Annotated in this window: 25 protein-coding genes; 13 read left to right on the top strand and 12 right to left on the bottom strand. The window is 64.2% G+C overall.

Translation table 11 applies throughout. The features are described 5' to 3' along the window. Positions 1-81: 81 nt before the first annotated feature. From ilvC to miaA, 5 genes are all read right to left on the bottom strand, one after another. The gene (ilvC, locus tag MNBBLIKP_RS04725; RefSeq protein ID WP_088308021.1) at positions 82-1,101 is read right to left on the bottom strand and encodes a ketol-acid reductoisomerase; all 1,020 of its coding nucleotides are present in this window, start codon (positions 1,099-1,101) and stop codon (positions 82-84) included. Positions 1,102-1,243: 142 nt separating this feature from the next. Next, a complete protein-coding gene (locus tag MNBBLIKP_RS04720; RefSeq protein ID WP_140420525.1) occupies positions 1,244-2,266 on the bottom strand; it encodes a sterol desaturase family protein in 1,023 nt (340 codons plus the stop codon). Positions 2,267-2,388: 122 nt separating this feature from the next. Continuing rightward, the gene (gene ilvN / locus MNBBLIKP_RS04715) at positions 2,389-2,904 is read right to left on the bottom strand and encodes an acetolactate synthase small subunit (protein ID WP_088308019.1); all 516 of its coding nucleotides are present in this window, start codon (positions 2,902-2,904) and stop codon (positions 2,389-2,391) included. 114 nt (positions 2,905-3,018) lie between these two features. Continuing rightward, complete coding sequence (gene ilvB / locus MNBBLIKP_RS04710) at positions 3,019-4,761, bottom strand: biosynthetic-type acetolactate synthase large subunit (RefSeq protein WP_088307985.1); 1,743 nt, start codon at positions 4,759-4,761, stop codon at positions 3,019-3,021. 151 nt (positions 4,762-4,912) lie between these two features. After that, positions 4,913-5,887, bottom strand: a complete 975-nt coding sequence (gene miaA / locus MNBBLIKP_RS04705) for a tRNA (adenosine(37)-N6)-dimethylallyltransferase MiaA (RefSeq protein WP_088307983.1) — start codon at positions 5,885-5,887, stop codon at positions 4,913-4,915. Between miaA and serB the strand changes: the two genes are divergently transcribed. Continuing rightward, positions 5,880-6,758, top strand: a complete 879-nt coding sequence (gene serB, locus MNBBLIKP_RS04700; protein WP_088308017.1) for a phosphoserine phosphatase SerB — start codon at positions 5,880-5,882, stop codon at positions 6,756-6,758. The genes miaA and serB overlap by 8 nt on opposite strands. Before the next feature lie 3 nt (positions 6,759-6,761). Here the strand turns inward: serB and MNBBLIKP_RS04695 are convergent, their stop codons facing one another. Beyond that, positions 6,762-7,340 (bottom strand): hypothetical protein, encoded by a 579-nt coding sequence (locus tag MNBBLIKP_RS04695; protein ID WP_088307981.1) that lies wholly within the window; start codon positions 7,338-7,340, stop codon positions 6,762-6,764. A 110-nt stretch (positions 7,341-7,450) separates the two neighbouring features. On the opposite strand from MNBBLIKP_RS04695, the gene MNBBLIKP_RS04690 reads away from it, so the two are divergent. After that, the gene (locus tag MNBBLIKP_RS04690; protein WP_254912913.1) at positions 7,451-8,308 is read left to right on the top strand and encodes a ubiquinone biosynthesis protein COQ4; all 858 of its coding nucleotides are present in this window, start codon (positions 7,451-7,453) and stop codon (positions 8,306-8,308) included. 218 nt (positions 8,309-8,526) lie between these two features. Here MNBBLIKP_RS04690 and MNBBLIKP_RS17965 read toward each other — a convergent pair whose 3' ends face one another. The 5 genes from MNBBLIKP_RS17965 to MNBBLIKP_RS04670 form a co-directional block, all read right to left on the bottom strand. Beyond that, complete coding sequence (locus MNBBLIKP_RS17965) at positions 8,527-8,679, bottom strand: hypothetical protein (protein ID WP_176399653.1); 153 nt, start codon at positions 8,677-8,679, stop codon at positions 8,527-8,529. 35 nt (positions 8,680-8,714) lie between these two features. Beyond that, positions 8,715-9,122, bottom strand: coding sequence for a DUF3052 family protein (locus MNBBLIKP_RS04685; RefSeq protein ID WP_088307979.1), 408 nt, complete (start codon positions 9,120-9,122; stop codon positions 8,715-8,717). Positions 9,123-9,323: 201 nt separating this feature from the next. Then, complete coding sequence (gene purL / locus MNBBLIKP_RS04680; RefSeq protein ID WP_088307977.1) at positions 9,324-11,549, bottom strand: phosphoribosylformylglycinamidine synthase subunit PurL; 2,226 nt, start codon at positions 11,547-11,549, stop codon at positions 9,324-9,326. A gap of 43 nt (positions 11,550-11,592) precedes the next feature. Continuing rightward, positions 11,593-12,240 carry a hypothetical protein gene (locus MNBBLIKP_RS04675; protein WP_088307975.1) on the bottom strand — a complete coding sequence of 216 codons (648 nt, stop codon included), beginning with the start codon at positions 12,238-12,240 and terminating at the stop codon, positions 11,593-11,595. Positions 12,241-12,244: 4 nt separating this feature from the next. Then, the gene (locus MNBBLIKP_RS04670; RefSeq protein WP_088307973.1) at positions 12,245-12,643 is read right to left on the bottom strand and encodes a DUF2177 family protein; all 399 of its coding nucleotides are present in this window, start codon (positions 12,641-12,643) and stop codon (positions 12,245-12,247) included. 64 nt (positions 12,644-12,707) lie between these two features. Here MNBBLIKP_RS04670 and MNBBLIKP_RS04665 point away from each other — a divergent pair, with 64 nt between their 5' ends. From MNBBLIKP_RS04665 to MNBBLIKP_RS04640, 6 genes are all read left to right on the top strand, one after another. Next, positions 12,708-12,959, top strand: coding sequence for an exodeoxyribonuclease VII small subunit (locus MNBBLIKP_RS04665; RefSeq protein WP_254912912.1), 252 nt, complete (start codon positions 12,708-12,710; stop codon positions 12,957-12,959). A gap of 3 nt (positions 12,960-12,962) precedes the next feature. Next, positions 12,963-13,844 (top strand): polyprenyl synthetase family protein, encoded by an 882-nt coding sequence (locus MNBBLIKP_RS04660; protein ID WP_088307969.1) that lies wholly within the window; start codon positions 12,963-12,965, stop codon positions 13,842-13,844. Then, positions 13,844-14,356 (top strand): pantetheine-phosphate adenylyltransferase, encoded by a 513-nt coding sequence (coaD, locus tag MNBBLIKP_RS04655; protein ID WP_088307967.1) that lies wholly within the window; start codon positions 13,844-13,846, stop codon positions 14,354-14,356. The genes MNBBLIKP_RS04660 and coaD overlap by 1 nt, the downstream gene beginning before the upstream one ends. 75 nt (positions 14,357-14,431) lie before the next feature. After that, positions 14,432-15,112 (top strand): peptidylprolyl isomerase, encoded by a 681-nt coding sequence (locus tag MNBBLIKP_RS04650; protein ID WP_088307965.1) that lies wholly within the window; start codon positions 14,432-14,434, stop codon positions 15,110-15,112. A 144-nt stretch (positions 15,113-15,256) separates the two neighbouring features. Then, on the top strand, positions 15,257-16,303 hold the full coding sequence (queA, locus tag MNBBLIKP_RS04645; RefSeq protein WP_088307963.1) for a tRNA preQ1(34) S-adenosylmethionine ribosyltransferase-isomerase QueA: 1,047 nt from the start codon (positions 15,257-15,259) through the stop codon (positions 16,301-16,303). Between the two features lie 57 nt (positions 16,304-16,360). Beyond that, positions 16,361-18,076 carry an amidohydrolase gene (locus MNBBLIKP_RS04640; RefSeq protein WP_088307961.1) on the top strand — a complete coding sequence of 572 codons (1,716 nt, stop codon included), beginning with the start codon at positions 16,361-16,363 and terminating at the stop codon, positions 18,074-18,076. Position 18,077: 1 nt separating this feature from the next. On the opposite strand, the gene MNBBLIKP_RS04635 is transcribed toward MNBBLIKP_RS04640, so the two are convergent. Next, positions 18,078-18,650, bottom strand: coding sequence for a TetR/AcrR family transcriptional regulator (locus tag MNBBLIKP_RS04635; RefSeq protein WP_254912911.1), 573 nt, complete (start codon positions 18,648-18,650; stop codon positions 18,078-18,080). Positions 18,651-18,688: 38 nt separating this feature from the next. Between MNBBLIKP_RS04635 and MNBBLIKP_RS04630 the strand changes: the two genes are divergently transcribed. From MNBBLIKP_RS04630 to MNBBLIKP_RS04610, 5 genes are all read left to right on the top strand, one after another. Continuing rightward, positions 18,689-20,125 (top strand): 8'-apo-carotenoid 13,14-cleaving dioxygenase, encoded by a 1,437-nt coding sequence (locus MNBBLIKP_RS04630; RefSeq protein WP_088307959.1) that lies wholly within the window; start codon positions 18,689-18,691, stop codon positions 20,123-20,125. Between the two features lie 3 nt (positions 20,126-20,128). After that, complete coding sequence (locus tag MNBBLIKP_RS04625; RefSeq protein ID WP_088307957.1) at positions 20,129-20,743, top strand: NAD(P)H-dependent oxidoreductase; 615 nt, start codon at positions 20,129-20,131, stop codon at positions 20,741-20,743. A gap of 58 nt (positions 20,744-20,801) precedes the next feature. Beyond that, positions 20,802-21,215: a hypothetical protein gene (locus MNBBLIKP_RS04620; protein ID WP_088307955.1), complete on the top strand. Its 414-nt coding sequence runs from the start codon at positions 20,802-20,804 to the stop codon at positions 21,213-21,215. Between the two features lie 40 nt (positions 21,216-21,255). Then, positions 21,256-22,392: a tRNA guanosine(34) transglycosylase Tgt gene (gene tgt, locus MNBBLIKP_RS04615; protein ID WP_088307953.1), complete on the top strand. Its 1,137-nt coding sequence runs from the start codon at positions 21,256-21,258 to the stop codon at positions 22,390-22,392. Between the two features lie 288 nt (positions 22,393-22,680). Next, positions 22,681-24,675 (top strand): alpha/beta hydrolase family protein, encoded by a 1,995-nt coding sequence (locus MNBBLIKP_RS04610; protein WP_088307950.1) that lies wholly within the window; start codon positions 22,681-22,683, stop codon positions 24,673-24,675. The last annotated feature ends 59 nt before the right edge of the window (positions 24,676-24,734 follow it).

Below are 24,734 nucleotides of genomic sequence, written 5' to 3'. Positions count from 1 at the left end.
GCGAGACCGGCTTCAGGCCGCGTCAGTTTTGCGGCGACGGACTCACTCTCTGCCCCTCCCGGAAGCAGAAGGGTAATTGCCTCAGTTCTTGGCCTGATCGACCAGCTTGTTCTTGCCGATCCAGGGCATCATCGCGCGCAGGCGGCTGCCGGTCTGTTCGATCGGGTGGGCTTCGGCGGCCTTGCGGGCAGCCTTCAGTTCGGGCTGGCCGGCGCGGTTGTCGAGCACGAAGTTCTTCACGAAGCGGCCGGACTGGATGTCGGCCAGTACGCGCTTCATTTCGGCCTTGGTTTCGGCGGTGATGATGCGCGGGCCGGTGGTGATGTCACCATACTCGGCAGTGTTCGAGATCGAGTAGCGCATGTTGGCGATGCCGCCTTCATAGAGCAGATCGACGATCAGCTTGGTTTCGTGGAGGCATTCGAAATAGGCCATTTCCGGGGCGTAACCGGCTTCGACCAGAGTTTCGAACCCGGCCTGGATCAGGTGGGTGATCCCGCCGCACAGCACGGCCTGCTCACCGAACAGGTCGGTTTCGCATTCTTCCTTGAAATTGGTTTCGATGATGCCGCTGCGGCCGCCGCCAACGCCCGAGGCATAGGCGAGTGCAACGTCATGCGCATTGCCGCTGGCGTCCTGGTGAACCGCGATCAGGCACGGCACGCCGCCGCCCTTCACATATTCGCCGCGCACGGTGTGGCCGGGGCCCTTGGGGGCGATCATGATCACGTCGATATCGGCGGGCACTTCGATCAGGCCGAAGTGGATGTTGAGCCCGTGGGCGAATGCGAGCGCGCTGCCGGGGCGCAGGTTGCCCTTGACGTCATCGGCCCAGATTGCGGCCTGGTGTTCATCGGGGGCCAGGATCATCAGCACGTCAGCCCACTTGGCTGCATCGCTGTTCGACATGACCTTGAAACCGGCGCTTTCCGCCTTCTTGGCGCTGGCCGAGCCGGGGCGCAGCGCAATCGCTACGTCGGTTACGCCGCTGTCACGCAGGTTCTGCGCATGGGCGTGGCCCTGCGAGCCATAGCCAAGAATGGCGATCTTCTTGCTCGTGACGAGGTTGAGATCGCAATCGGCGTCGTAATAAACCTTCATGACCTGAATCCGTTCTGTCAGCAGATGGGGCGCCCATGCGCGCGCGGCCCCCCATGCGTCGGCGCGGCGCATCTTGCAACCCCAAGAATGCTGCAATTGCGAGCATTATTGCGGCCAGAAGCGGAATTTATGACAGATTGTTTCAGGCGCAGTCGGTTGCAGGCCGGTTTGGCGGAGAATCGCCGCTCTGCTGCGGGCCAAGTTCGCCCAGCGCATCGCGCACCGGAACGATCAGCAGACCGGCCAGCGAATGGGGATCGTGGGTCAGGTCATTCACGCCAAAGCGTAGCCGCGGGCTGGTTTTCGATGGCACGCGCAACGTCCCGAACAGCCAGTCGAACAGCGCGATCACGCTGCCGTAATTGCTGTTGTAATGGCGCGGATCGGCCGAATGGTGGATCTGGTGGTGCGCCGGGCTGAGCAGCACATGGCCAAGCCGCCCGGTGAACGGGATCCACGCGTGAGTGTGCTGCAGCGAAATGACGAGATAGGCGAAAGTCACCAGGATCAGGTTCGAACCACCGATCGAAAATGGCAGCACTTCGGATCCGAACAGCCATGTGCTTACCCCCATCGAGGCCCCGCCAGCCAGCCCGGTCAGCGCGGCAAACAGGTAGCCGTCGATCGGGTGCATGCGAAAATTGACCAGCGGCGAAAGCGTTTCGGCGGTGTGGTGAACCTTGTGAAAGTGCCACAGGAACGGCACCTGATGCTTGAGCCAGTGATCGACGTAATAGGCGAATTCATAGGCCACGAAAGCCATCAGCGTCGTCAGCGCCTGCGCGGCCCAGGGGGCGATTACGGTTGCCTGACTTACGCCAGTCAGATCGGCCAGCAAGTGCCGCACCGAACCGCCCAGCGTCGCCAGGCTCAGCAGGGTAGCGATGAAACCGGTGGTGAAGACCAGATGGTTGAGCACGGTCAGCAGCCAGTCAGCCCGGGCCGAACGCCCGGTCAGGTGGTGACGCGGAAACAGGCCCCGGCGCAGCACTTTCCAGCTGCGCACGCGGCTGCCATTGCGGCGATACCACAGCACGGCGATGGCGAAGGTCGCCCACAGCATCCACACGGACAGAAATGAGCTCGGCCGGATCAGCACGTTCGCCGCCAGCCCCAGCGCATAGGCCAGGCCGTTGGTCAGCATGTCGATGGCATTTTGGAGCACGGTCGCGGTCCCTCTGTCGAGGGTCCCCGGTCTAGCCGCAAGACTTTAAGAGTGCGTAAACCCTCTTCTTGACCCAGCGCAAAATAGCGCGGTTTTCCGCCGGTTTCAGAGCGGCTGGAAGATTACGCCGCTTCAGCGCCGCGCATCATGCCCACCACACCGGTCCGCCCCACTTCAACCAGACCCAGTTCGCGCATCAGCGAAACGAACCGGTCGATCTTGTCGGGCGCGCCGGTCAGTTCAAAAATGAAGCTGCTGGTGGTGGTGTCGATCACGCTGGCGCGGAACACTTCGGCCAGGCGCAGCGCCTCGACCCGCGCATCCCCGGTGCCCTTGACCTTGACCAGTGCCAGTTCCCGTTCAACGTGGGCACCGCTTTCGGTCAGGTCGACCACCTTGTGCACCGGAACCAGCCGGTCCAGCTGGGCGTGGATCTGGTCAATCACCGCAGGCGGGCCGTGGGTGACGATAGTGATCCGGCTGACCGCGTGGTTTTCGGTAATATCGGCCACGGTCAGGCTGTCGATATTATAGCCGCGCGCGGTGAACAGCCCGGCGATCTTGGCCAGGATGCCCGCCTCGTTATCGACCGTGATGGTCAGGACGTGGCGTTCGCTTGCTTCGTGCTTGATCTTCATCATCTCAGTCTGAACCTGGTTCCGTTCGTGTCGAGCGAAGTCGAGACACCCCGCGCTTGCGTGTCTCGACTNGTCTCGACTTCGCTCGACACGAACGGGGAAGGGGGAATTGATCTACACCAGCGCCTTGGCTTCATCGTCCATGGTTCCGGCAACGGTATCGCCGTACAGGATCATGTCGGTGTGCGCCGCGCCCGATGGGATCATCGGAAAACAGTTGGCTTCCTTGGCAACCAGACAATCGACGATCACCGGGCCGTCATAGTCCAGCATCGCCTGAATGCCGGCGTCGAGTTCGGCTTCGCTTTCGATGCGGATGCCTTTCCACCCATAGGCTTCGGCCAGCTTCACGAAATCGGGCAGGCTGTCTGAATAGGAGTTCGAATAGCGGCTTTCATAGGTCAGTTCCTGCCACTGGCGGACCATGCCCATCCATTCGTTGTTGAGCACGAACACCTTGACCGGCAGGCGGAACTGCGTGGCGGTGCCCAATTCCTGGATGTTCATCTGGATCGAGGCGTCGCCCGCAATGTCGATCACCAGACTGTCGGGATTGCCCAGCTGCGCACCGATCGCGGCGGGCAGGCCATAGCCCATGGTGCCGAGCCCGCCCGAGGTCAGCCACTTGTTGGGGCTGAAGAACGGGAAGTACTGCGCCGCCCACATCTGGTGCTGGCCCACTTCGGTGGCGATCACCGGGTCCTTGTGCTTGGTCAGCTCGTACAGCCGCTCGATCGCCAGCTGCGGCATGATCGCGCTTTTGTTGGCCGGATAGGCCAGGCTCTCGCGGGTGCGCCAACCGTCGATCCGGGCTTTCCATTCGGTCAGGTCCTGCGCCTTGCGGCTGCCCCAGGCGGAAATCAGCTGGTCCAGCACTTCGGCGCAGTCACCCAGGATCGGCAGATCGACCTGCACGGTCTTGTTGATCGAGGCGCGATCGATATCGATGTGGATCTTGGTCGAATGGGGCGAAAAGGCGTCGAGCCGCCCAGTCACCCGATCATCAAAGCGCGCACCGATGCAGACCATAAGGTCAGCCTGATTCATCGCCATGTTGGATTCGTAAGTGCCGTGCATTCCCAGCATGCCCAGCCAGTCAGCATGGTCAGCCGGGAAGGCACCCAGGCCCATCAGGGTCGACGTGGTCGGCGCGCCGGTGATGGCCTGCAGTCTGCGCAGCAGTTCGCTGGCGCGCGGGCCGGAATTGATCACGCCGCCGCCAGTGTAGAGGATCGGACGCTTGGCATTGGCCAGCAGCTCGATCGCGCGGGCAATGTCCTTGTCGCTGCCGCGGGTCTGCGGGGCATAGCGGCTGTTGCGAGGCGCAGCGACCGGATCCCAGGTGGCCGAAGCGATCTGCACGTCCTTGGGAATGTCGATCACCACCGGGCCGGGGCGGCCGGTAGTGGCGATGCGGAACGCTTCCTCGATGATCCCGGCCAGATCCGCCGGGTCCTTCACCAGATAGTTGTGCTTGGTGCAGTGGCGGGTGATGCCGATGGTATCGGCTTCCTGAAAGGCGTCGCTGCCGATCAGGCCGCTGGGAACCTGCCCGGTGAAGACCACCAGGGGAATCGAATCCATGAAGGCATCGGCAATCCCGGTGACGGCATTGGTCGCGCCGGGGCCGCTGGTGACCAGCACCACGCCGGGCTTGCCGGTGGAACGGGCATAACCTTCGGCCGCGTGGGCCGCACCGGCTTCGTGCCGGACCAGAATGTGGCGGATCCGGGCATCGCCGAACAGTGCATCGTAAATCGGCAGCACCGCGCCGCCGGGATAGCCGAACACGAATTCGACCCCCTGCTTGACCAGGCTTTCCACCAGGATGCTGGCGCCACTGCGCTCCTCACTCACGACCGAAACCTTTCACCAAAAACGCGGGTCCTCTGAAAAGGGTCGACCCGGCACAGGGTTACTGTGCCGGGTCTCCTCTCCAACTCGCGCAAGAACCGCAAGAGCGGTTGTTGGAATCGCAACTATGCGATAGAAAATGATATGTCAAGAGCTATTGGCGTAACAAAGTTTCAAAAACATGCTCCAGATCGAAAGTATCTCCGGTGATGCGCGGCCAGTCTTGTGGGGGCTGGTGGCGCAACCAGGTGTATTGGCGCTTGGCATAGTTGCGCGTGGCCTGGCTTCCGCGTGATTCTGCCTGTTCCAGCGTGCTTTCGCCGCGCAAGTGGGCGGCGATCTCTGGCACTCCGATGGCGCGCATCACCGGCAATGCCGGATCAAGCTGGCGGCTCAGCAGTGCGCGCACTTCTTCGATTGCGCCCTGGTGCAGCATCCGGGCGAACCGGGCATCGCAGCGCTGATACAGCGCCGCCCGGTCAGACAGCAGGATCAGCGGGTGAAGAGTGACCGCGTGGCCAATCCCGCCTTCCAGCCGCGCTTGCCAGTGGGACAGGGGCTGGCCAGTGGAACGCAGCACTTCGAGCGCGCGGGCCACGCGGGCGGCGTCGTTCGGGCCCAGCGCGGCGGCGCGTTCAGGGTCTTCGGCCTGCAACGCCTGATAGGCTTGGGCCACCGGCATGGCGCGCACCGCATCGCGCACGGCCGGATCGATCGGCGGGATCGGGGCGATGCCATCCAGCAGGGTGCGCAGGTATAGGCCGGTGCCGCCGACCAGCACCGGCACGCCGCCCGCTCGGTGAACTTCGGCAATTTCGGCCCGCGCCCGCACCGCCCAGTCAGCGGCGGAGCAAGTCTCTGCCCCGTCCCAGGTGCCGAACAGGCGGTGGGGAATGCCGGCCATTTCCTCCACCGATGGCCGGGCAGACAGGACCGCCAGATCGGCATAGACCTGCGCACTGTCGGCATTGATCACGGTCGCCGCGCGCCCCTGCCTGGCCAGCGCCTGCGCCAGCCGCACCGCACATGCGCTCTTGCCGCTGGCAGTCGGCCCTGCGATTAGCGCCAGCGCTGGCCGGGCGTCCTGCGATTCTTGGCCTGGTGATTCAGGAGACGTAACGGTGCTCATCGCCCGGCTGATAGCAGAACCGGCCCGCCTTGCGGCAAGAACTGATGCGGCTATCCGCAGTCTGGAAGCGCAAGGGATGCTGGTGCGCCGCGCCGAAGTGCTGGCTGCGCACGAAGATGTGCTGGAACTGGCGGTTGAGCAGGGCGGGGCGGATGCGCTGCGCGCCGCGCTCGATGCCCAGTTCGCGCCGTTTGACGTGTTGGTCAGCGATCACGTGCCATCCGTCCCGCGCCTGTTCGTGTCGGACATGGATTCGACCATGATTTCCGCAGAATGCATCGATGAGCTGGCCGATTTCGCCGGGCTGAAGGATCAGATCGCCGGTATCACCGAACGCGCGATGCAGGGCGAGCTGGACTTTGCCGAAGCCCTGACCGAGCGGGTGCGGCTGCTGGGCGGCCTTGCTGAAACCGCGATCCAGCAATGCCTTGATGAACGGATCGCCCCGATGCCCGGCGCGCGGGTGCTGGTTGAGACCTTGAAAGAGCTGGGTTGCTTCACCGTGCTGGTCACCGGTGGCTTTCACCAGTTCGCCGATCCGGTGGCCGAAGACCTGGGGTTTGAGCGCGTCGTGGCTAACCGGCTGGCGGTGGACAATGGCAAGCTCAGCGGTGGGCTGATTGGCGGGATCGTGGACAGCGGTGTCAAGGAAGCGGTGCTGCGCGAAGAAAGCGCGCGGCTCGGCGGCACCAGCCTGGCCACCGGAGACGGTGCGAACGACATACCGATGCTGCGCGCGGCGAGTTACGGGGTGGCCTATCACGCCAAACCCAAGGCCCGCGCGGCTGCGCATGGCTGGATCGATGCCGGCGATCTGACCAGCGTGCTCAAGCTGTTGGGGATTCCGCGCGAACAGTGGGTGTGGGAATAGGGCTCAGGCCGCCTTGCGCCCCTTGCGCCATGCCGCGATCCGCAGTGCCAGCGCGCCCAGCGTAAACAGCGTGGCGATCAGACCGGTGGTCATCGTCTCTGGCTCGAAGATCCGTCCAGCGTAGGACACAGTGAATATCCCCCACAGCCAGTGAATTCCCAATGTATGCAGCCGCCGCCAGTTGCGCCCTAGCGCGCGCATTGCCGCCGCGTTGCTGGTCAGCGCCATGGCGAACATCAGCGCATAGCCAGTGCCTGCGACCAGAAGCAGCGGCAGCGGTCGCGTCTCGCCGCTGACCTTCAGAAAGGTGAGCAGCGCATAGAGGTGCACCGTATGCGCCGCGGCAAAGCCCAGTCCCCACCAGCGCCGGTTACGCCAAAGTTCGCGGGTGAAATCGCCGTACCAAAGCCGCCCGAGCGAGCTGGCGCTGTAGGTTATGATGAACAGCGGAAAGCCGACCCGCGCGGTCCAGCGTGCGGCGAGGCGCCATTGCTCAACCGCTTCGACCGGGCTGTGCAATCCCGCCCAAAGCGCACCAAAACCAAGCAGGATTCCCAGGGCCAGCGGCCAGGCACGGGTCATCGGCGTTTCTCCCTTCCTGTTGTTCTGCCGGGACAGGTAGCAAATTCTGCCGCCGATGCCATAGGAGGGTATTGACACTTCTGTAAGTAAGTCGCATTAACAGGCTTGCCATGAACATGATGACCGCTCAGCCCGAACCCGCAGTGCTGCCGTCGCAGCGCCAGGCCCATGTCAATTTCGCCGCACCGGACCTGCCGGTGATGCTGCCGGGGCGCCCGGAAATGCGGTACGACCTGCCCAAGGCCTGGCGGAACTTCAAGGAACTGATCAAGGACAAGGAAGACACCTCGCTGGTCACTCCGATCTTCGAGGCGCTGCCCTGGCGCGGGATCTATGACGCGGCGCTGAGCTTTCTGGCGACCGAGCGGGCGCAGGAAATCCGGGCCAAGGAACCGTCGCTGGTCAAGATTCTTGACGATCACGAAGCGCTGCGCAAGCTGCCCGCAAACAGCCTGGCCCACACCTATTGTGACTTCATGGAGCGCGAAGGGCTGTCGGCGCAGGGTCTGGTCGATGAACTCGACAAGAACCGCCCGGCGGACATGTATTGGGACGATCAGGTCACCTGGTACTTCAACCGCATGCGCGATACGCACGATCTGATGCACATCCTGTCGGGCTTTGGCCGCGATGCGCTGGGCGAACAGTGCGTACTGGCCTTCACCTACAGCCAGCAGCCAAGCCCGGCGCATTTGTTCCTGGGCTATGCCGGGGCGCTCGAAATCAAGAAGCGCGCGACGGTCAAGGTGCCGGTGCTGCGTGCGGTGCGTGAAGGGCAAAAGATGGGCAAGGCCTGCCCGCGGCTGGTCGAAATGGCGATCACCGAATTGCTGCCGCTGCCGATCGAGGGAGTCCGCGCCAAGCTGGGGATCAAGCCTCCCAGCTATTACCACCAGGCCCACGCCATGTGGCGCGCGGCCGGGATCGATCCCTATGACCTGATCGCGCCCGAGGCGCAGGCGGCGTAATCCGCAAGGAATTGGGGGCAACCCCTTTTCCCGTCACCCTGAACTTGTTTCAGGGTCCATCTGGCGGTTAGCCCGGTGGAATCCGGCGAGTTTCTGTGTCTCCGCCTTGCGTATATTGAGGCTCTAGCTGAGCCATCGGCACAATGGATCCTGAAACAAGTTCAGGATGACGGCGGCTGGGAGCCTACTGGTGTACTGTCATTGCCGACTGACAGGCTTCACTTGCTCTTGCCCTTGTGCTCGGCAATCAGCCCGTCCAGCTCACCAATCCGCACCCGTTCCGGCGTGCCTTTGGCCAGGCCTTTGAGCCGGCAGGTCGCCCACAGGCGTTTGCGTTCGCTTTCCAGCGCTTTGAGGTAAAGGTCGGCCATCTGCGCTGCATCCTGTCGCTGGGGGGAAAGGCCGCCTAGCGCAGTTCCTTGCGGATCACCAGCTTCAGGCCGGACCACACATCGTCCACCGCGCAGACCTTGGTATCGACGAGGCCCAGCGGCAGGCACAGTTCGCGGATCGTGTCTTCGGTCACGTCGGTCGGCACTTTCGCTGCCTGTTTGGGCCAGCTGACCCAGATCTGCCCGTCCGGCGCGATCTGGTGGCGCAGCGCGGAGAGATGCGCTTCGAGCGCGCTGCGCTGGGTCACGAATACATGCGCGGCGTCGATCCCGTGGGCCGGATTGGCAACAAAGATCAGTTCCAGCGCATATTCATCAATCTCGTCCGCGACGCTTTCGGGCATGGCATCGAACCACACCCGCTGCCCGTCACGCAGGCCGAGCTTCTTGGCGAGGGGCGTGCCGGAATAGCCTGTGGTCATATGCTCGGTCCTGTCACGAAACCCACCTCCAAATTCCGTCACCCCGGGCTTGACCCGGGGTCCCGCTGCCTTTTCTGCCTAGCAGCGCAGCGCGCCGTCGCAAAAGAAAAGCGGGACCCCGGGTCAAGCCCGGNACCCCGGGCTTGACCCGGGGTGACGGGGAGGGCGGAGGGCGGGCTGGGCCCAGTGGGAAGGTTGGTCTTACCCTTCCATCCAGTCCTTGAAGAACGCCTCGTTGGCTTCGCGCAGCGCCACAAGGCTGACCTGCTGGACTTTGCCATCTGCAATCCATTCGAACCGGCAGGCGTCGCCGCCGGTCTGGCCGACGGGCACCGCGATCAGCCCGGCCGCATCGGCGCGCGCCTTGATCGCGGCAAAGTCCTGGCAGGTCACCACATAGCGGCCCTGATCCTCACCGAAATAGAGTCCGGCGAGCAGTGGCAGGTTGGGTGCGATCTGGCTGGTAAAGCCGATATTCCCGGCGAGCGCCATTTCCGCCATGGCCACTGCCACGCCGCCATCGGCGCAGTCATGGACCGCGCTGACCGCGCCGTCCGCAATCGCAGCGCGGACCAGTTCGGCAGCGGCGCGTTCCTTGGCCAGGTCAACCGGCGGCGGTGCACCTTGCTCGCGGCCAAGGATCTCACGCAAGTAGAGCGACTGGCCAAGGTGGCCCGAGGAGTGGCAGATCAGCACGATCAGTTCCCCCTCAGCCTTGAACCCGATCGTCGCCATCGCGGCGTAATCCTGCATCAGCCCGACGCCGCCGATCGCGGGCGTGGGCAGGATCGCGCTGCCGCCGCCGGTCGCCTTGCTTTCGTTATAGAGGCTGACGTTGCCCGAAACGATCGGGTAATCCAGCGCCCGGCAGGCATCGCCCATGCCGCGCAAGGCTTCGACGATCTGGGCCATGATTTCGGGCCGCTGGGGGTTGGCGAAGTTAAGACAATTGGTGATTGCCAAAGGCTTGGCACCAACAGCTGACAAGTTGCGATAGGTTTCCGCAACTGCCTGCTTGCCGCCTTCATAGGGGTCGGCATAGCAATAGCGCGGGGTGCAATCGGTGCTGATCGCCAGCGCCTTGCGGGTGCCGTGCAGCCGCACCACCGCCGCGTCGCCGCCGCTTTTCTGCAGCGTGTCCGCGCCAACCTGGCTGTCGTACTGCTCATAAATCCAGCGCCGGCTGGCCAGATCCGGGCAGCCCATCAGCTTGATCAGATCGGCGGCAAGGTCAGTGCTTTCAGGCACATCACCCAGCGGCGCGACTTTGGCCCAGGCCTTGTATTCCGCCAGGCTCAGCGCCGGACGGTCATACAGCGGGGCGTCTTCGGCCAGCGGGCCGAGCGGGATGTCGCACACCGTTTCGCCCTGCCAGGTCAGCACCATGTGGCCGGTATCGGTCACTTCACCGATCACCGCAAAGTCCAGTTCCCACTTTTTGAAAATCGCCTCGGCCATCGGCTCCTTGCCGGGCTTGAGCACCATCAGCATCCGCTCCTGGCTCTCGCTCAGCATCATTTCATAGGGGGTCATGCCCTCTTCGCGGCATGGCACCTTGTCCATGTCGAGCACGATCCCGGCCTTGCCATTGGTCGCCATTTCGACGCTGGAACTGGTCAGCCCGGCTGCGCCCATGTCCTGAATCGCCACGATCGCGTCGGTTGCCATCAGTTCCAGGCAGGCTTCGATCAGCAGCTTTTCGGTAAAGGGATCGCCGACTTGCACCGTGGGGCGCTTGGCTTCGGAATCCTCGCCGAAATCGGCGCTGGCCATGGTTGCGCCGTGGATCCCGTCGCGCCCGGTCTTGGACCCGACATAGACGATCGGATTGCCCAGACCCGTGGCGGCGGAATAAAAGATCTTGTCCTGATCGGCGACGCCCACGGTCATCGCATTGACCAGAATGTTGCCATCATAGGCGGCGTGGAAATTGGTTTCCCCGCCCACCGTCGGCACGCCCACACAGTTGCCGTAACCGCCGATCCCCGCGACCACGCCTTTGACGAGACTCTTCATCTTGGGATGGTCGGGCCGGCCAAACCGCAGTGCGTTCATGTTGGCGACCGGGCGCGCGCCCATGGTGAACACGTCGCGCAGGATTCCGCCCACGCCGGTCGCCGCGCCCTGATAGGGTTCGATGTAGCTGGGGTGGTTGTGCGACTCCATCTTGAAGATCGCGGCCTGCCCATCGCCGATGTCGATCACGCCCGCGTTCTCACCGGGTCCGCAGATCACCCAGGGGGCCTCGGTGGGGAGCTTCTTGAGGTGGATGCGGCTCGACTTGTAGCTGCAATGCTCGGACCACATAACCGAGAAGATCCCGAGCTCGACCAGGTTCGGCTCTCGCCCCAGCGCGTGCAGGACGCGGGCATATTCTTCTTCGGACAGCCCGTGCTGGGCGACGACTTCGGGTGTGATCTCGGTCATGCGCGCAGCGCTTAGCGGGCGCGGGCGAGTCTATCCAGTGCAATCAGGCCGGTTTCGCCGCGCTTTTCCCCATCCACCACGCCGCCAGGGTCGCCAGGCCATAGGCGAAGAACGCGGTGATGCTGGTTCCGGCAGTCACTTCGGGTTCGACCGGGCCGAACCAGTTGATCCCCTGCAGTGCCAGCAGCACCCCGGCCAGCACCACGACTCGGCCCATCGCGGGCCTGCAGGCGCGGACATAGAGCCACAGCGCGCCAAAGGTGATCCCCAGCTCCAGCGGCATTTCGATCCAGGGATGGTTCCACAGGCCCAGCCCCAGCTTGGGCGGGCTGCCGACCAAGGTCAGGTCAGGCACGTGAACCAGCAGGTCAAGGAACCAGTGGCTCAGCACCACCGCTCCACCAATCAGCCCGCCGACCGGATCGCGCACCACCAGCGCCCGCAGCGCCCAGATCGCGCCCGCGAACAGGGCCGCGCCCAGCAGGCTGTGGGTATAGGGCATGTCGTACAGGTCCATCGGGTTCATCACGCTGATCCCGGGGGAAAAGCGCATGTGTTCCCACCCCAGCAGCAGCAGGCCGAAGAACGCCCAGTCGATCAGCTGCGCGCCCACGAACAGCAGCGCCAGCGGCGGCGCCTTGCGGCTGGTCGCGGCGGCGGCGAGGGCGGGGGCCCAGTGACCGATGAACATCGCGTCAGACCCCTAGCTTCTTCACCACCAGCGCGGCGATCCCGCTGGCCAGCGCAGTTGCGGCGGTGCCCCAGGCGATGTCGAGCGCGGTGATCTGACTCGACCACACCTTCAGCGTTGCCTGATTGGTCAGATCATAAGTGGCATAGGCAATCGCCCCCAGCAGCGCGCCGTTGAGCACCGCATGCGGCACTCCCAGTTCCAGCCCGGGCCGCACTGCGAACCACACCATTGCCGAAATGTAGCAGACATAGAACAGCAAGGCCGGGCCCATCCGGAACGCCGGGGCCAGCACTTCACCCAGCACCGGGCGGTACAGGTTCGGCCCGGCCCAGCGCAGCCACAACATATCCAGCAAGCCGAACGATCCGGCAGCGGCGACCCAGGCAATTATCCAGCGCATTTCGGCATCTCCCCGTTTGCAGGGAGCTTGACCCTTCGCGCCCGCGCGGTCAATGCTTCACGCCATGACGCAGACTCCACCAGATCTCGCCCAGATGAGCTTTGAAGACGCGCTGCGCGCGCTTGAGGACGTGGTGCGCGGGCTGGAAAGCGGGGAAGTGCCGCTGGACGATTCGATCGCGCTGTATGAACGCGGCGAGGCGCTGCGCAAGCATTGCCAGGCGCGGCTGGATGCGGCGCAGGCGCGGATTGAAAAGATCGTGGCCGGCCCCGACGGGCAGGCCGCATCGACCCAGCCGTTCGACGCGGACCGCTGAGCCATGCTGGCCGCCGCGCTTGAGCGGATCGCGCGCGATGTAGCTTCGGCTTTCGACGCGCTGCTGCCGGTGCCGGATGATGCGCGGGCGCGGTTGTATCAGGCGATGCGCTATTCCGCGCTGGGCGGGGGCAAGCGGCTGCGGCCGTTGCTGCTGGTGTCCACGGCGGAAATGTTCGCGGTCGATCGCGCCACGGCGGTGCGGGCGGCCTGCGCGATCGAGGCGGTGCATTGCTACTCGTTGATCCACGATGACCTGCCGTGCATGGACGATGATGCGCTGCGCCACGGCCAGCCGACGGTGCACCTTGCGTTTGACGAGGCGACGGCGGTGCTGGCGGGCGATGCCTTGCAGGCGTTCGCGTTCGAAGTGCTGTCCGATCCCGCGACTTTCCCCGATCCGTTCACCCGCGCCGAACTGGTCCAGGTGCTGGCCCGCGCGGCTGGCCCCGGCGGGATGGTCGGCGGGCAGGCGCTGGATATTGCGGCGGAAACCACCCCGTTCGATCTGCAGGCGGTAACCCGGCTGCAACAGCTCAAGACCGGAACCTTGCTTGATGCCGCGGTTGAGATGGGCGCGATTCTGGGGCGGGTGCCGGTGGAAGGGCGCCGCCAGCTGCGCGGCTATGCCCACGGGATCGGGCTGGCGTTCCAGATTGCCGACGATTTGCTCGATCACGAAGGCGCAGCGGACAAGGCTGGCAAGGCGCTGCGCAAGGATGCGGCGGCGGGCAAGCAGACTTTCGTTTCGCTGCTGGGGGCAGAGCGCGCGCGCGAACAGGCGGCGATGCTGGTCGATCAGGCCATTGCGCATCTGGCATCGCATGGGGCAGAAGCAGACCTGCTGCGCGCCATCGCGCGCTTTATCGTGGAGAGGGACCACTGATGGCCACCCGTATCGGGGTCTACCCCGGCACTTTCGATCCGATCACGCTGGGCCACGCCGACATCATCCGGCGCGGGGCCAAGCTGGTTGACAAGCTGATCATCGGCGTCACCACCAATATGTCGAAGAACCCGATGTTCACGCCGGACGAGCGTATGGATATGGTCCGCCGCGAAGTGGACGCGATGGGCATCGCCAATGTCGAAGTGGTGGGGTTCAACGCGCTGCTGATGAAGTTCGCGGAAAAGCAGGGCGCCAACGTGATCGTGCGCGGCCTGCGCGCCGTGGCGGACTTTGAATACGAATATCAGATGGCGGGGATGAACCAGCAGATCAATGCCGGGATCGAAACCGTATTCCTGATGGCCGATGTTTCGCTGCAGCCGATCGCCAGCAAGCTGGTCAAGGAAATCGCCCTGTTCGGGGGGGAGATCAACAAGTTCGTCAGCCCCACCGTGCGTGATGACGTGATGGCGCGAATCTCCAAGACGGGGACGCTGGGGGACTATTAGAGTTCCGTTCATTGCCATGACAGGCGCTGCCCGCTATCCCGCGCCTCACTTACCCGTGTCGAGTAACCAGAAACCATGAATCGTCGCACGTTCACCGCACTTGTCCTGGGCCTTTCACTGGCCGCTTCGCCTGCATTTGCCAAAGGCAAGACCAAGGCCCCGGTCACTCCGGCCGCCCCGGTGCTGAGCGCGCTGGTCGATCCCGATCCCAGCCACGATCCGGACAACATCCTGGCGCTGGATCTGTCGAACGGCGGGCGGGTGCTGATCCGGCTGATGCCGGCCTGGGCCCCCGGCCATGTCGAGCGGGTCAAGGGTCTGGCCAAGGAAGGGTTCTATAACGGGGTGATCTTTCACCGCGTGATCGATGGCTTCATGGCGCAGACCGGCGATCCCACCGGGACCGGGCAGGGCGGATCGCAATTGCCGGACCTCAAGGCCGAATTCAATTTCCTGCCGCACGTACGCGGCACCGTGTCGATGGCGCGCACGGATGCGCCCGATACGGCCAACAGCCAATTCTTCATCGTGTTCTACCCGCGCTTTGCGCTCGATCACCGCTATACCAATTTCGGGCGTGTGATCGCCGGGATGGACGTGGTTGACAGCATTGAGCGCGGCGAACCGCCTGCGAACCCGACCAAGATCCTGCAAGCCTCGATGCTGAGCGAGGGCAAGGCCCGCCCGGCGGCAGTGGCCCCGGCGGCCGCGCCCAGCATCACGGCGGATATGCTGAACGGGTCAAAGCCGGGCTAAGCCGACCGAACAAGGACGGGTTTTCGATCTGAGTTCGCGCAAAGTGCGCAAAGGCGCTGTGCAGGGCCGCAGCGCCTTTGCGCGAACCATTCATCCTCTGAAAATGGGGTTATGCGCTCGGCTCAAGCAGGCTAGGGGCACCCCATGCGCGTAGACCTGTTCGATTTCCACCTGCCTCCGGAAAACATCGCCCTGCGCCCCGCGCGGCCGCGCGATGCGGCGCGGATGCTGGTGGTGTCCTGCGACAAGCTCAGGATGAGCGAACCGCTGGCCGACCGCACCGTCCGCGACCTGCCGCAATTGCTGCGCCGGGGCGACGTGCTGGTGTTCAACGATACCCGCGTGATCCCGGCCCAGCTTGAAGGCCGCCGGGGCGAAGCGCGGATCGGGGCGACGCTGCACAAGCGGATCGATCTGCGCCGCTGGCAGGCCTTTGTTCGCAATGCCAAACGGCTGCGCGCGGGCGATGTGATCCACTTTCCCGCCGATGTCCGCGCCACCGCCGAATTGCGCCACGATGACGGCAGCTGGACCCTGGCCTTCGCGGGCGAGGAACCGGTTGAAGTCTTGCTCGAACGCGCCGGGCAGATGCCGTTGCCGCCCTATATCGCTGGCAAACGGGCGACCGATGCCGAGGACAAGCGTGATTACCAGACGATGTTCGCCGCACAGGATGGCGCCGTTGCCGCCCCCACCGCTGCGCTGCATTTCACGCCCGAACTGATGGCGGCGCTGGCCGCGGCGGGGATTGGCCACGAAACGCTCACCCTCCACGTTGGCGCGGGCACGTTCCTGCCGGTCAAGGCCGAGGATACCGCCGATCACAAGATGCACGCCGAATGGGGCACCATCGCCCCCGAAGTGGCCGCGCGCCTCAATGCCGTGCGCGCAGGCGGGGGCCGGATCATCGCCGTCGGCACCACTTCGCTCCGCCTGCTGGAAAGCGCGGCGACAGAGGACGGCACGATCCAGCCGTTCAGCGGCGACACCGCGATCTTCATCACCCCCGGCTATCGCTTCAAAGGGATCGATGGGCTGATGACCAATTTCCACTTGCCCAAAAGCACGCTGTTCATGCTGGTTTCGGCGCTGATGGGGTTGGAGACGATGCAAGCTGCCTATGCCCATGCGATTGGCGCCGGTTACCGGTTTTACTCCTATGGGGATTCATCGTTGCTGTTGCCCGGCTAAACTTTGACGCACACCCCCGGCGCTGCAATAGTGCCCGCCAGTCGAGGGGGAACAATAATGCGCTTGGGAAGTCTATGGGGCGCGGGCAAGCTGGCCTGCGCGGCTCTGCTGGCTTTGACCGGGCAAGCGGCCCTTGCGAAACCGGCAGCACCCGCCAAGGCCGATCTGATTCTCTACCACGGCAAGTTCCTGACCATGGACGCGCGCGGCAGCGTGGTTCAGGCGGTGGCGGTGCGCGACGGGCGGATCGTTGCGGTGGGCAGTGAAGCGCAGATGCGGCGCTGGGCCGGAGCGCAGACGCGGATGGTCGATCTCAAGGGGCAGACGGTGCTGCCCGGTTTCATCGATGGCCACGTGCATCCGCAGGTGGCGATCCGGATGAAAAGCTATCTCGATGCGCACTATTCCGCGATCCCGACCCTGCAGGGAATGCTGGCGGCAACGCGGGAGCGAGCTGCAGCCACCCCGGCGGGCGAATGGGTGATCGTGGCCGGAACCTCTGGCAATCCGAACTTCTGGCCCGAACAGCGGATGCCGACGAAGGCCGAGCTTGACGCTGTGGGCGGCGGACATCCGGTGCTTTACGTCAATGGCCCGCACACTTGGGTGGTCAACACCGCCGGGCTTGAGAAAATGGGCGTAAAGCCAGGCGCGGCGAACCAGCGCGGCGCGCTGATCGAACTGGACGCGGCCGGCAATCCGACCGGCGTGATCCGCGAGGGCGGACCGCTATCCCCGGACGCCAGGTTGCCGGCCGAACTGTTGCAACGCTATGAGATGGAGGACATTCCGCAGCTGATGCTGCCGCTGGGCTATACCTCAATCAACGATATCATGGCCCTGCCAAGCTATGCCGCCGTGCGCGAACTGGCGGTTTCCGGGCGTCATCCCAAGATCCGAAAGACCATCACCGTCTTTGCGGATTCGGGCGGCCATCACCTGCCGCAGGACCTTGCGGCGCTCAAGCTTCCGGCCTCGGTCGATCCGGCCTGGTACCGGTTCGGCGGGATCAAGATCTGGGCCGATGGCGACGTGCCGGTGCGCACCGGCTATCTGTTCGGCCACTATGCCGACGAGCCTGACAACCACGGGCTGGCAACCAACACCCAGGAAGAACTTGATGCGCTGGTGGCCAAAGTCCACGCTGCCGGATTGGGCATGTTCATCCATTCCACCGGCGATCGCAGCAATGTGATGGTGCTGGATGCCTATGAAAAGGCGCAGAAAGCGGGCGGAGCCAAGACCCTGATGCGGATTGAGCATCTGGGGGAATTCATGCTGGGGCCGCAGGTGCTGGAACGCACGGTGAAGCTGGGAGTCCAGGCCGATATCCAGCCCGGCTGGATCTGGACCCTGGGCGAAATCACGCGCAGGAACCTGGGCGAGGACGTGGCCCGCAATCATGCTTTCCGGTTCCGGACCATGATCAAGGCCGGGCTGAAGCCGGGCTTCGGCACCGATATGACCGGCTTTCAGCGCGGCACTGAAAATCCCTTCATGCACATCGAGGCAATGCTGACCCGCAAGCAAAAGGACGGCGCGGTGTTCCTGCCCGAAGAGGCCGTATCGCTGGACCAGGCGCTGCGGGTGATGACGGTCTGGTCGGCCCGCAGCATGGGCGAGGAAGCGGTCAAGGGCTCGCTCGAACCTGGCAAATTCGCCGACATGATCGTGCTGTCCCGCGATATCGCGCAGACCCCACCAGCCGAAATTCACGCAATCACTGTGCGGCAGACCTGGGTGGGCGGCGAACTGGTCTATTCCAGACCCTGAACTAGGCCCTGAACAACGTCCGCGCATCGATTACCCGGTCGATCAAATCCTCATCCGGCGGCAATTGCCCGTCGAGCATCAGCATGGCGAGGCCGTGGACGACGGCCCATGCTTGGATCATCAGCCGCTGGGCGCCGGCTTCATCTCCGGCCAGATCCTTGGCGTAAGTGCGCAGCATTTGCGCAGCTGCGTTTTCACCGAACACGGTCTGGCTGACGCTGGTACACTCACCGAACACCAGCTTGAACAGCGCCGGGTGGGCAAGGGCCCAGCGGACATAGGCGCGGCCCGTGGCGGCAAAGGCGCTGTCGGGAGTGGCGGCGGCGGCGGCTTCGCTTTGCCAGGCGGCCATTTGCGCGATTCCGGTTTGGGCGAGGGCGGAAAGCAGTGCGGCCTTGTCCGGGAAGTGGCGATAGACGGCAGTGGCCGAAACCCCCACGTCGCGGGCGATCTGGCGCAGGGAAAGATCCTCTGCCGCGGCGGAGTTCAGCGCTTGCAGCCCCGCTTCAAGCAGGGCCGCGCGCAGATCGCCATGGTGATACGATTTCGATGTTGACACTGTTACCATTGCCATTATGTTTACGCCATAAACATTAAAGGGAGATTCGCATCATGGCAAGCGCAGTCGAAACCGCGATCCGCGGCGTGGTCACCAAAGGGATCACCGCCGTCGCCACCTTCAACCGCAAACGACAGGATGCGGATCAGGACCATCCATTCCTGACCGGCATCCACACACCGATCCACGAAGAGCGGACGATCACCGACCTCAAGGTCACTGGCACGATCCCGGCAGAGCTGGCCGGCCGCTATGTCCGGATCGGGCCCAACCCGTTCAAGCCGGACCCGCGCGGGCATCACTGGTTCATCGGCGATGGCATGGTCCATGGCGTGCGCCTGAAAGATGGTCAGGCTGAATGGTATCGCAATCGATATATCCGCAGCCAGATCCTCGCAGCCAATGGTGGCCCCACGGCCGCCCCAGGGCCTCGGCGCACCCAGCGCGACGGGATCAATACCAATGTGGTGCAGATCGCCGGCAAGATCACCGCGATCGTCGAGGCTGGGTCGAACCCGGCGGTGCTGGACGACAATCTGGAAACCGTCGCCTACACCGATTTCGGCGGCACTCTGACCGCCCCATTCACGGCCCACCCCCACGAAGATCCGCTGACCGGCGAATTTCACGCGATCACATATGATGCCATGACTCCGGATCGGGTCTGGCATGTTGTGTTGACGCCTGAAGGCAAAGTGGTGCGCGAGCTGGAAATTCCGGTGGAGCATGGGCCATCGATCCACGAATGCACGATCACCAGGAACTATGTGGTCATATTCGATCTGCCGGTGACCTTCTCGATGAAGTCGTTGATCGCCGGGCAGGGCTTTCCCTATCGCTGGAACGCCGAACACAAGGCCCGCGTCGGCTTGTTGCCGCGTGGTGGTACGGCGGATGAGATCATCTGGTGCCAGGTTGATCCCTGCTATGTCTTTCACGTTGCCAATTCGTACGAGGACGAGGCGGGCCGCGTGATTATCGACAGCGCGGTTTATGAAACGATGTTTTCGGGCGGACCCGAAGGCCCCAATGGCAAGCCGCTGGGGATGGAACGCTGGATCGTCGATCCCAAGGCCCGCAAGGTCGAGCGGCAGACCATCGATGCCAGCCCGCAAGAATTCCCGCGCCCCGATGAGCGATTCTTTGGCCAGCCCTATCGCTATGCCTGGGCGATGGGTCTGCCCGACGATGGCGATGCGGCGTTCCTTGGCGCGCAGCCACTTTATCGGCATGACCTCAAGACCGGTGAGCGCCAGACCTGTGACTTCGGACCGAACCGCGTGCCCGGCGAATTCGTGTTCGTCCCGCGCAGCGCCGATGCCCCAGAAGGCGAGGGCTGGCTGATGGGCTATGTCATCGATGCGGCGAACGAGACCACCGATCTGGTGATCCTGGACGCCAGCAATATCGCGGCACCGCCCGTCGCCAGCGTGCACATCCCGCACCGCGTGCCGCCGGGCTTCCACGGTAACTGGCTGGCGGACGCCTGATCCGTGCGCTGCCTGGTTCTGGACGGCCACCCCGATGGGGGCCGCCTCGTCACCGCGCTGCTCGATGGCTATGTCGCTGCGCTACCTCCCAGGACCGAAGTGTCACGGGTGGCGGTGCGCGACCTGCAGTTCGATCCCAACCTGTGCCGCGGCTATGCCGTGGCGCAGGAGTGGGAGCCCGACCTGACCTGCCTCGCGCAGGAAATCGACGCCTGCGATCATCTGGTGGTGGGCTTTCCGATGTGGTGGGGGGCTGAACCGGCCACACTCAAGGGGCTGCTGGACCGCGTGCTGCTGCCCGGCTGGGCGTTCCGGTATCACAGCAAGGACGCAATGTGGGACCGACTGCTGGCCGGGCGCTCGGCCGATCTGGTAGTCACCATGGATACCCCGCCGTGGTACCTGCGGCTGGCGTTTGGCGATGCCGTGATCAAGCGCTGGACGCGGCAGGTGCTGGGCTTTGTCGGGTTCAAGCCGGTGCGCGTGTTCCGCTTTGGTCCGACCCGGCGCGGCGGGGCAGAGCGCGGCATGCCCAAATGGCAGGCCCGACTGGCCCGCGCCGCCGCCTCCGCCCCCGCGCTGGCCCGCGCGGCAAAGCTGCCCGCGCCGGTCGCTTGATCTTGCGCAAGGCGGGGGCCGCGGTGGCCTGACAAGGTGGCGTCCGGAAGGATGCCGGATGGATGCTGTCAGGCTGGCGCTGGTCGAAACCGCGCTGGATCGCGCGGGCGCGCAACTGGGCGATATCACGCAGCTGGTCATGGCGCGCTTCCTCGCGCGCTGCCCGGATGCGCAGGCGAGCTTTGTCCACCATTGGCCGCACAACCCGGAGCGGCTGGCTGCCGAGATGGTCGATAACGCGCTCTATTGTGCGATGACCTGGTTCGAACGCAAAAGCGAGATCGAGATCCTGATCCAGAGCTCGGTCCCGCACCATACCGACTCGCTGGGAATCCCGGCGCAGTGGTACGCCGAACTGCTGGGCGCGACGGTGGATGTGCTGGCCGAAACCTGTCCGGCGGAAGCGGAGGAGGAAGCCGCGATGTGGGTGCAGTTGCGCGCCGCGCTGACCGGCCTGGCGGCGGCGGGGTGATGGCTGGCGCTTGGCTGCCTTTCCCGCTAACGCGCCGGGCATGACCGCCCCGCGCTTTCAGTTTCAGATCCACGCCATCGATGGCAAGGCCCGCACCGGCACGATTGCAATGCGCCGGGGCGAGATTCGCACGCCCGCGTTCATGCCGGTCGGCACTGCGGCCACGGTCAAGGCGATGAAGCCCGAGACGGTGCGCGGCACCGGGGCGGATATCCTGCTCGGCAACACCTATCACCTGATGCTGCGCCCGGGGGCCGAGCGGGTGGCGCGGCTGGGCGGGCTGCACAAGTTCATGAACTGGGACCGCCCGATCCTGACCGACAGCGGCGGCTATCAGGTGATGAGCCTGTCCGACCTGCGCAAGATCACCGAAGAAGGGGTGACTTTCAAAAGCCACCTCGATGGCTCGAAGCACCTGCTCACCCCCGAACGCTCGATGGAAATCCAGCGGCTGCTGGGCAGCGACATCGTGATGGCGTTCGATGAATGCCCCCGCGCCGACGCCCCGCGTGAGGTGATCGAGAAATCGATGCTGATGTCGATGCGCTGGGCCGCGCGCAGCCGCGCCGGGTTTGACAGCGGGGAAGAGCACGCGGAACGCTCCGCGCTGTTCGGCATCCAGCAGGGCGCGCTCGACGAAAGCTTGCGCCGCCACAGCGCCGATGCGCTGCGCGAAATCGGCTTCGATGGCTATGCGATCGGCGGGCTGGCCGTGGGCGAGGGGCAGGAGGCGATGTTCAGCGTGCTCGATTTTGCGCCCGACATGCTCCCCGCAGATGCCCCGCGCTACCTGATGGGGGTGGGCAAGCCCGACGATCTGGTCGGCGCGGTGGAGCGCGGAGTCGACATGTTCGATTGCGTGCTGCCCAGCCGCTCGGGGCGGAACGGGCAGGGCTTTACCTGGTCCGGCCCGGTCAACCTGCGCAACGCCCGCCACGCCGAAGACCCGGCCCCGCTGGATGAACGCTGCCCCGGCGATTGCTGCACCAAATACAGCCGGGCCTATCTGCACCACCTGATCAAGAGCGGTGAAATCCTGGGCGCGATGCTGCTGACCGAGCACAACCTGACCTTCTACCAGCAACTGATGGCCGCGATGCGGGCGGCGATTGCGGAAGGACAATTCGCGGCGTTCGCGCGTGGGTTCCGGGCAGACTATCTGGGGGCCAAGGGTTAAGGCAGCTTTCCGTTCAAGCGCCATTGATCCCAATCACCGTCTCCCTGAATTCGTTTCAGGGTCCATCGTGAGCCGCTATCCGAACCTGCCATTGTCGCGCCACCTTGCTGCACGGCGGTTCGGCCTCTCATGGCCGGGCGAACCGGCCTGTTGGACCCTGAAAACAAGTTCAGGGTGACGGACATGGCAGGATCCATAGTTCAACTGATTTTGTGACATAAATCACACTTGTCTCCCCCGCCTGCACCGCGCAATCCTGAACTCTCTTCAGACGATTCAGGGGGTTGCATGTTCAAGAGGTTGCTAGCCGGGGTGGCGCTTGCCGGGATTGTCATGGCCGCTCCGGTCCGGGCCGAAGATGGCCAGACCGTCGCCGCAAAATTTGGCGCGCTGGAATCGGTGCAGCAGATCAGCCTGTCACCCGATGGCACCAAGGTTGCCTATGTCAAACCGCACCCCACCGTCGGCACCGTGGTCTATGTTGCCGATCTGACCGGCACCGTGCCGCCGAAAATGGCAATCGCCTCGCACGGCAAAGATGAACAGATCTATTGGTGCGGCTGGTCCAGTGACACGCGGCTGGTGTGCAAGATCCACATTCAATACGAAATCGCCGGCCGCTGGCTCAGCTTCACCCGGGTCTATGCCCTGAATGCCGATGGCGAAAAGGCGGTGATGCTTACCGCCAACACCAATTCCCGCGGACTGGCCGCTCAGTTCGATGGCGGCACGGTGATCGATTGGGATGTGGCCGGAAAGCCCGGATCGGTCCTGCTCACCCGCTATTTCGTTTCGGAAATGCGCGAAGGGGCGGCGATTGCCGAACAGCGCCCCGGCTTTGGGGTTGAGGAAGTCGATACCCTGTCGCTCAAGCGCCGCACGGTTGAACGCGCACGCGGCGATGCGAACGAATATATCTCGGACGGCAACGGCAATGTCCGGATCATGGGCACCATCGGGGCCAATCCCGATGGCTACATCAACACCAAGTCGAGCTATTATTACCGCAAGCAGGGTTCGAAGACCTGGGAACCCCTGTCACGGCTGGACCTGACAGCAAGCGGGGTGGGCGGGTTCAATCCCTATGCGATCGATCCGGTCAAGGACGTGGTCTATGGCTTTGATGACAAGGACGGCTACTCGGCGCTCTACACCGTGGCGCTGGACGGTTCGGGCAAGAAAGACCTGGTGCTGGGGCGCGGCGACGTCGATGTCGATGGGCTGGTGCGGATCGGGCGCGATAGCCGGGTGGTCGGGGTCAGCTATGCCACGGAACACCGGGTCACCGAATTCTTCGATCCCGAACTGAAGAAGCTGGGCGCTGCGCTGGGCAAGGCCCTGCCGGGCAAGCCGCTCGTATCATTTGTCGATGCCAGTGCGAACGAGGCCAAGCTGCTGCTGTTCGCCGGGTCCGATGTCGATCCAGGCAAATTCTATCTTTACGACAAGACCAGCCGCCAGCTTGGCGAAGTGCTGCCGGTGCACCCCGATCTGTCGGCGGCGGCCATGGCGCCGATGAAGGCGATCACTTTCCCGGCGGCGGATGGCACCCAGATTCCGGCTTACCTGACGCTGCCCCCGGGCAGTTCGGGCAAGAATATCCCGGCAATCGTGATGCCGCATGGCGGGCCTGCCTCGCGTGACGAATGGGGTTTTGACTGGCTGGTGCAATTCTTTGCCGCGCGCGGCTATGCCGTGCTGCAACCCAATTTTCGCGGATCAGCCGGATATGGTTCGGCCTGGTACAAGAAGAACGGTTTTCAATCGTGGAAGATCGCGATCGGCGATGTGGTTGATGCCGGGCGCTGGCTGAAATCGCAGGGGATCGCCGCGCCGGACAAGCTGGGGATCGTTGGCTGGTCCTATGGTGGCTATGCCGCACTGCAAGGCGCGGTGCTGGATCCTGACCTGTTCAAGGCGGTGGTGGCGGTTGCGCCGGTAACCGATCTGGAACGGCTGCGCAACGCGGGGCTGGGGTCCTCCAGCTATGAACTGCTGGAAAAGTTCATCGGCCACGGCCCCCACATCAAGGAAGGCTCCCCGGCGCAGAATGCCGCTGTGTTCAAGGCGCCCGTGCTGATGTTCCATGGTGACCGCGACCAGAATGTCGACATCGCGCAGGGCCGTTTTATGCGTGACAAGCTGCAGGCCGCAGGCAAGCCGGTGCAATGGGTGGAATTCCCCGGCCTTGCCCACAGCCTGACCGACAGCGCCGCGCGCACCCGCCTGCTGTTTGAAAGCGACCAGTTTCTGCGCAAGGCGATGGGCATGGCGGCGAATTAGGGCGTTGAACGCTTAATCTGAAACGCTCCCCTCCCCGGTGGGGAGGGGAGCGTTTCAGA

It is taken from the genome of Novosphingobium sp. B 225, from assembly GCF_002198665.1.
Classification (GTDB): Bacteria; Pseudomonadota; Alphaproteobacteria; order Sphingomonadales; family Sphingomonadaceae; genus Novosphingobium.
Note: the sequence above shows the minus strand (reverse complement) of the source record. Positions and strands in the feature narration are given on the sequence as shown.